At 46.8% G+C, this 6,032-nt stretch carries 4 protein-coding genes; 3 read left to right on the top strand and 1 reads right to left on the bottom strand.

Going from position 1 to position 6,032, the window contains the following annotated elements; all coding sequences use genetic code 11:
• The 3 genes from Q0668_RS03400 to Q0668_RS03410 form a co-directional block, all read left to right on the top strand.
• Positions 1-1,136 (top strand): lipopolysaccharide assembly protein LapB (locus Q0668_RS03400; protein WP_298859940.1); only part of this gene is annotated, 1,136 nt, incomplete at its 5' end.
• A 60-nt stretch (positions 1,137-1,196) separates the two neighbouring features.
• Positions 1,197-2,996, top strand: coding sequence for a hypothetical protein (locus Q0668_RS03405; RefSeq protein ID WP_298859942.1), 1,800 nt, complete (start codon positions 1,197-1,199; stop codon positions 2,994-2,996).
• Between the two features lie 63 nt (positions 2,997-3,059).
• Positions 3,060-3,530, top strand: coding sequence for a hypothetical protein (locus Q0668_RS03410; RefSeq protein ID WP_298859944.1), 471 nt, complete (start codon positions 3,060-3,062; stop codon positions 3,528-3,530).
• A gap of 1,269 nt (positions 3,531-4,799) precedes the next feature.
• Here the strand turns inward: Q0668_RS03410 and Q0668_RS03415 are convergent.
• The gene (locus Q0668_RS03415) at positions 4,800-5,837 is read right to left on the bottom strand and encodes a WD40 repeat domain-containing protein (protein ID WP_298859946.1); all 1,038 of its coding nucleotides are present in this window, start codon (positions 5,835-5,837) and stop codon (positions 4,800-4,802) included.
• Positions 5,838-6,032: the final 195 nt, after the last annotated feature.

The raw sequence follows: 6,032 nt of genomic DNA on the forward strand, positions 1-6,032 counted from the left end.
CGACCGGAGCGCTACAGACCTATCGGGAATCCCTCAGCATTCGTCAAGACCTGGCGTCGCAAGACACCACCAATGATGGACGACTGCAGAATCTCTCAGTCAGCCTGGATAGGGTAGGAGACGTATTATGCGCTCAAGGCGATACGACCGGAGCGCTACAGACCTATCGGGAATCCCTCAGCATTCGTCAAGACCTGGCATCGCAGGACACCACCAATACCGAAAGGCAACGGAATCTCTCAGTCAGCCTGGAGAGAGTAGGAGACGTATTACGCGCTCAAGGGGATACGACCGGAGCGCTACAGACCTATCGAAAATCCCTTAGCATTCGTCAACGCTTGGCATCGCAGGACCCCACCAATACCGAATGGCAGCGAAATCTTTCTATCAACCACATTACGATGGGAGATGTATTACTCGCACACGGTGATTTGACCAGAGCGCTAGAGGCCTATCAAGAATCCTTCGACATTTGTCAGCGTCTAGCATCGCAGGACCCCACCAATGGAGATTGGCAGCGAGATCTTTCAGTCAGTCAAGAAAGAATAGGAGACCTGTCACTTGCGCACGGTGATGCGACCGAAGCGCTACAGGCCTATCAAGACGCCCAGGGTATCACTGAGCGTTTGGCTTTGCAGGATCCAACCAATGTCAGATGGCAGCGAGATCTCTCAGTCAACCATAACAAGGTAGGAGACATATTACTCGCCCAGGGTGATGCGACTGGAGCGAGTCAGGTCTACCGGGAATCCCTCAACATTCGTCAGCGTCTAGCATCGCAGGACCCCACCAATGCCGATTGGCAGCGAGATCTCTCATTCAGTCAAGAAAGAGTAGGAGACCTATTACTTGCGATCGGAGATGCGACCGGGGCGCTACAGGCCTACCAGGAATCATTCACAGTTCGTGAACGTCTAGCGTCTCAGGACCCGACGAACGCGGACTGGCAAAAAGATTTGGTGGTTTCTTATTACAAGCAGGCAAGTATTTATCACGAGAACGGAGATGTGGTAAGTGAAAACGAATGGAATGGAAAATGTCATAAAACTCTCAGACGGATGCGTGATTTGGGGATGCATCTCGATCCACCGATCGCGCAATTGTTAGCACAACTGGATCAGGTATTCGGTAGGTAATAGATGACGATTGTTTCCACGATGAACTATTAAACAAAAAATATCCTCAGCGAGATAAAAATGAACACAAATAACGATCAGCCTGAAAATCGCCCTTATGAATTGTGTATTGGTGTGTTGGATCGTTCGAACCACTGTGATGATGCGACTCATGATGCTGTTTCGAACGTCGTAGAACAGATCGAGACAACGCTTCAATCGGCTATGGAATGTCCCAGCGGAAAAACAGGTTCTCCGAAAACGTTCTTGCAAAGATGTGATACCTGGCTCGCAAAAATCGCACGCCCTGTTTTGAAAGGGTTCGGCTATGAGATTCCCGTGCCGCCTCGACGCATTTGTGGCTCCCGACAAACACCCGTCGCATGGAAGTTCCTGTTTAGCGAGCAGTGTTCCAATACCCAGAATATCGTAGACCAAATCACAGAGAACTTCAAAAACAAATCCAGCACGATCCATTCAGTTACCTGGCCTGGAACGAACGTTGGAACTTCACAAGATCCCGAACCGCATGCGTCCTCTTTGGCGGAATGCTGGGTGCTTGATTTCAGTGAAATATTGATACTGATCTGGGATGGAAATCTTGAGCGAGAGGAAAACATCGCGTTCATCGAAGGTGCTTTAAAACAAGGTGGTCATATTGTCTGGATCAATCCATCAGCGACTGAGCAGTCGGCCTGTTTATTGACTTCTTTGTCCATTCCTGAGAGTGCAGGGGAGGGGCTGAGTGAATTCGCCGCACTTGAAATAAATACCAGTCCACTCCCACAACATGCAGTCGGGTGGTCGCGCCGCTTTCATTGTTTAGCCGCCTATCATCGCGATCCTGCGGAGAATTCGGATGCGATCAAAGCCAGTATCGTCTCACACACCAAAGAGCTGCGAAAATCAGCAGTCAAAGCAGGTTTATCAGAAGAAAGTATTCAGCCCCTGATTGAAAAATTGCTGCCCATTTATGCTCGCGCTGACCATCTGGCGGCCGTGTACCAGAGGCTGTACATGCTTTCGGCGAAATGGCTCTTCCGGTTTTCCGCGTTGGCGGTCTCCATTGTGGCGGCTCAGATTTTGTTTTTTCCTGATCAGTTATGGATCATTTCGTTCGAGATTGCCGCGATGCTCGCTGCGTTGGGATTAATGCGAATCGCCCGCAATGAAGCCTGGCATGAAAAATGGTTAAACAATCGGCATTTTTCCGAATGGCTGCGCACCCATCTGTTTACCTCGATGCTGAAAGATTATCAAACGGATCAACGGGTCGTCGCAAGCGAGAGGCTGCCCTTTTATCGCTGCCCGGATAACTGGTTCATCGATACCTATCGGCCCTTAATTGAAGAAGTCCGGCAAGAAATTTCGCACGATTCCCAATTAGATCACCTTAAGCGATACCTGATTGACGGCTGGATCGACAGTCAAGCCAACTGGCATGCAGGAAATGTCGGTCGAAAACGAGGAAGTGCTCACAAAAATCATATGATCGGATCGACTTTATTCGGTGCCACTTTATTGATGGCGGTTCTGCATCTCTGGGGCGTTGGTCATCCCGATCATCATTCCGACGTCCAACAACATGCTGCTGGTATTGAAGAATTAGCCGGCTTGGGAATTACGTTTCTCGCGATCATCTTGCCAGCGTGGGGGGCTGCGGTTCACGCGGTCGGCAACATGCTGGAGCATGATCGGATCGCCACCCGTAGCGAACATATGTCGCGGGTACTCAAGCAGATTGTTGCAGAAGCAGAAGCAGCGAACTCCATCGACGAATTAAAACACGCGATTGCCCATGCAGAGGAAGTCATGGCGACTGAAAACCATGAATGGCTGGTCTCCCTGAGCTTCCGCAATATTTCTTCCCCCGGTTTTTGAACTAGACCGAATTAACTTCGACCCACAGATTGCATCCTGATGCAGATCATATAAAGTATGAGTATGAATCATCCCAACAAAGAACTTCTTGATGAAGTGAATCGTGCCAACTCATGGTTTGCCGCGCGTAAAACGAAATGTCTGTGGGCTCAAGAGGTTACAGATGACCAAAGTGTCTCGACACTGGAAGGCGAGCTGATCGCTAAAGCAGGTGACTATCTCTGTCGCGGCGAATCGGGGGATACCTGGCCCCAAAAAGCAAAAACACTGTTCTCAAAATATGAAGCGACCGAGGAGCATGACAACGCAGGCTGGATTAAGTTCTCTCCCAAACCAGAGGCAGCCGGCGTATTGGCCGTCCAAATCAAACACGCCTTCCAGGTCATCGCAAGCTGGGGAGAGCTCACGGGCCAACCCGATGATTATCTGGTCAAAAACGAAGCCGACAAAAATGTGGAATACCCAGAAGATGTCTGGATTGTAAACCGGGCGATCTTTGAAGGAACGTATGAGGTAACCGCGTCCCGTGATTGAGACTCCTAAAGAGAGACGGTGAAATATCCACTTTAATATGACGGTGTATTCATGATTAATCCGCAGCACATCATGAAAGGGCCTCCCTATCAACCTGGAAGAGTTCGAGCGTTTGCCTAATGCGAGTTCACGAAGCATCCCACGAAGCGCGATTCAAAACGTAGGCTCCTAAGTCTTGTGACTGGTGACATATTTGGGGACACGACAAGACCATAAAATCCATCAGGGATGAGAACTACCTTTGTCAGAGTACAAGCCAAATCTACGTAGCACGCCAGAGAACAGACAGGATAGACAAAAGAAGTAAAGCCACAACCCGATATGAGTTATGGCTTTAGAAATACGCCCGGGAGGATTCGAACCTCCGACCTACGGATTAGAAGTGAGCGAGAACGCGGTCATCAATAATCAATCAAACACTAATCGCTATGTATGCAGAGTTTTTGAATGAAGTCACCTCTCTTAATTACCAGTTGATGAGCGTTCGATTGGGGTTTGGATGCGGAAGTTGGTGACGTTTTTGGTGACACTTAAAAAACGCGAATAATTTACAACAAACATTTTCAGTGTAAGTAATGCAGGCCAAACCATTTTCATCGTTAGAGTACCCAAGAGAGAATTCGAACCTCCACGTCCTTTACGGACATAGAACCTGAATCTAGTGAGTTGGTTAATTCCAACTCTATGAAAACAGGCTGTTTTTGCTTTATCTCTATTTAATTCCTTCTGTTTATGTCGCTTTGATGTTTTGTTTACATTTTACTTACAGGGCATTTGAATGTCCCATATTGTCCGCGTTTTATCCGCGGTGGATTTGAACAAACATTGTAAGACTCGATCTATCATTCTAAGAAAATTTATCCACATCATAAGGACTGGTGATCCTCCAAATGACTGGCACAGTTTATTAACAGCAGGTAGCGGGTTCCGTTCAACGTAACGTATCACTATCAGAAATGCGTTTCCGACTGAATGGGGAACGATTTGAATCGCCCTTGATATACTGCAAGCTGAGCAGGGACCTCACACAACTGTCGTCGCATGGGCCGCTTATTCATGCCGACGATAGTTCGTTAGAAACGGTTCCATGAATCGTTCCAGTCGCTTTGTAGCGGAAGAGAACACTTAATGTGAAACCTGACACTCCCGCTCCAAATCCCGCTTTTGTTGTGTAAATTTGCGATCCATCGCTCAACCTCCATTGAACTCATGTTATGTAATGCAAACTAATGCAAAAGTTTGCCCAAAAATACATCGCTAAAGGCAAGATCAATTTGTGACAGCCGAACTAGGAACTTTCCACAGAAATACGATACCTGGATCTCCAATCGCAGCGCCCCCCCCACCGGCAGCCAGAAGCTTCCCGTCAGGTGAAAATGCAACACAATCTACATCTTCTTTCAGTGTTTTGAATGTAACGACAAGTTTGCCCGATATAAGATTCCATATTCTTGCAGTGTGATCGTAACTACCAGCAGACGCGAGTGATTTTCCATCGGGAGCGAAAGCTAGTGATGTAATATTATCAGCGTGTCCTGAAAGACGATATTTCAATGAGCCAGTCTTTAAATCCCACACATATATTTCTGTATTTGAACCACCAGCTGCAAGTAGTTTTCCATCAGGAGAAAATGCCAATGCAAATATATGTAGTTTTTTATTTGTTTCTTTCAACTGAAATGTCTTCATTAACACGCCAGTTTCAACGTTCCAAAATCTCACTAAATTCCTGCTAGCTGATGCCAAAATCTTACCATTTGGCGAAAACGCAACAGAATTAACGAAAGCGGGGTGCTCCTTGTCTAAATCCGTGACCTCATTCCCAGTTGCCAGCTTCCAAACCTTCATCTGCCCTGGCATGCCATTGGGTCCACCTCCCGAAGCCAAAAATTTTCCATTAGAATTGTAATCAACTGAAAATACTCGGCCGTCATGACCTTTAAGCAATGCATGTATCTTGTTAGTTTTCACATTCCAGATCTGGATGTTGCCGTAAAACCCAGGCAATGCAAGTGTTTTGCCATCTGGTGCGAACTTCACATCGAAGTAGCCCACATCACTTCCGACAATCGTCATCAAAACCTTACCCGTTGAAAGATCCCTTAATTGAGCGACATCGCTAGCTGAAGCTAATAGCTTTCCATTAGGGGAGAATGCTATTCCTAAGACAGATTTCTTATGACCAGTATTAAAGATGCGAAACGGTTTGTTTATAATCAACGGTTCTCTTTGTTGCTCCTCTGCATTGATACATTCCAATGAGATGATACATAGAGAACAAATTGTCATCGCAGCAGTGATTCTCATTTGCGCCAACCTTTCTCTTAATTGGCAGACATATCGATTGAACCTGAATACTGTTAATAAAACGATGGGATTGTGCATTATAGCATAACGATCATCACATCGAGCGTCTTCCGCAGCCTGCAGAGCAGCGACACTCGATATTAACCTGCTTGCGCTATAGTATTAGTTGACTACTAGTTTCTGCTGTTTGCTTTA

The sequence above is a fragment of the uncultured Gimesia sp. genome (assembly GCF_937910335.1).
Classification (GTDB): domain Bacteria; phylum Planctomycetota; class Planctomycetia; order Planctomycetales; family Planctomycetaceae; genus Gimesia.

Bases quoted from the DNA above. Each gene is read 5' to 3' on its own strand.
- Q0668_RS03415 (WP_298859946.1), bottom strand. From the start codon at position 5,837: ATGAGAATCACTGCTGCGATGACAATTTGTTCTCTATGTATCATCTCA.
- Q0668_RS03410 (WP_298859944.1), top strand. From the start codon at position 3,060: ATGAATCATCCCAACAAAGAACTTCTTGATGAAGTGAATCGTGCCAAC.
- Q0668_RS03405 (WP_298859942.1), top strand. From the start codon at position 1,197: ATGAACACAAATAACGATCAGCCTGAAAATCGCCCTTATGAATTGTGT.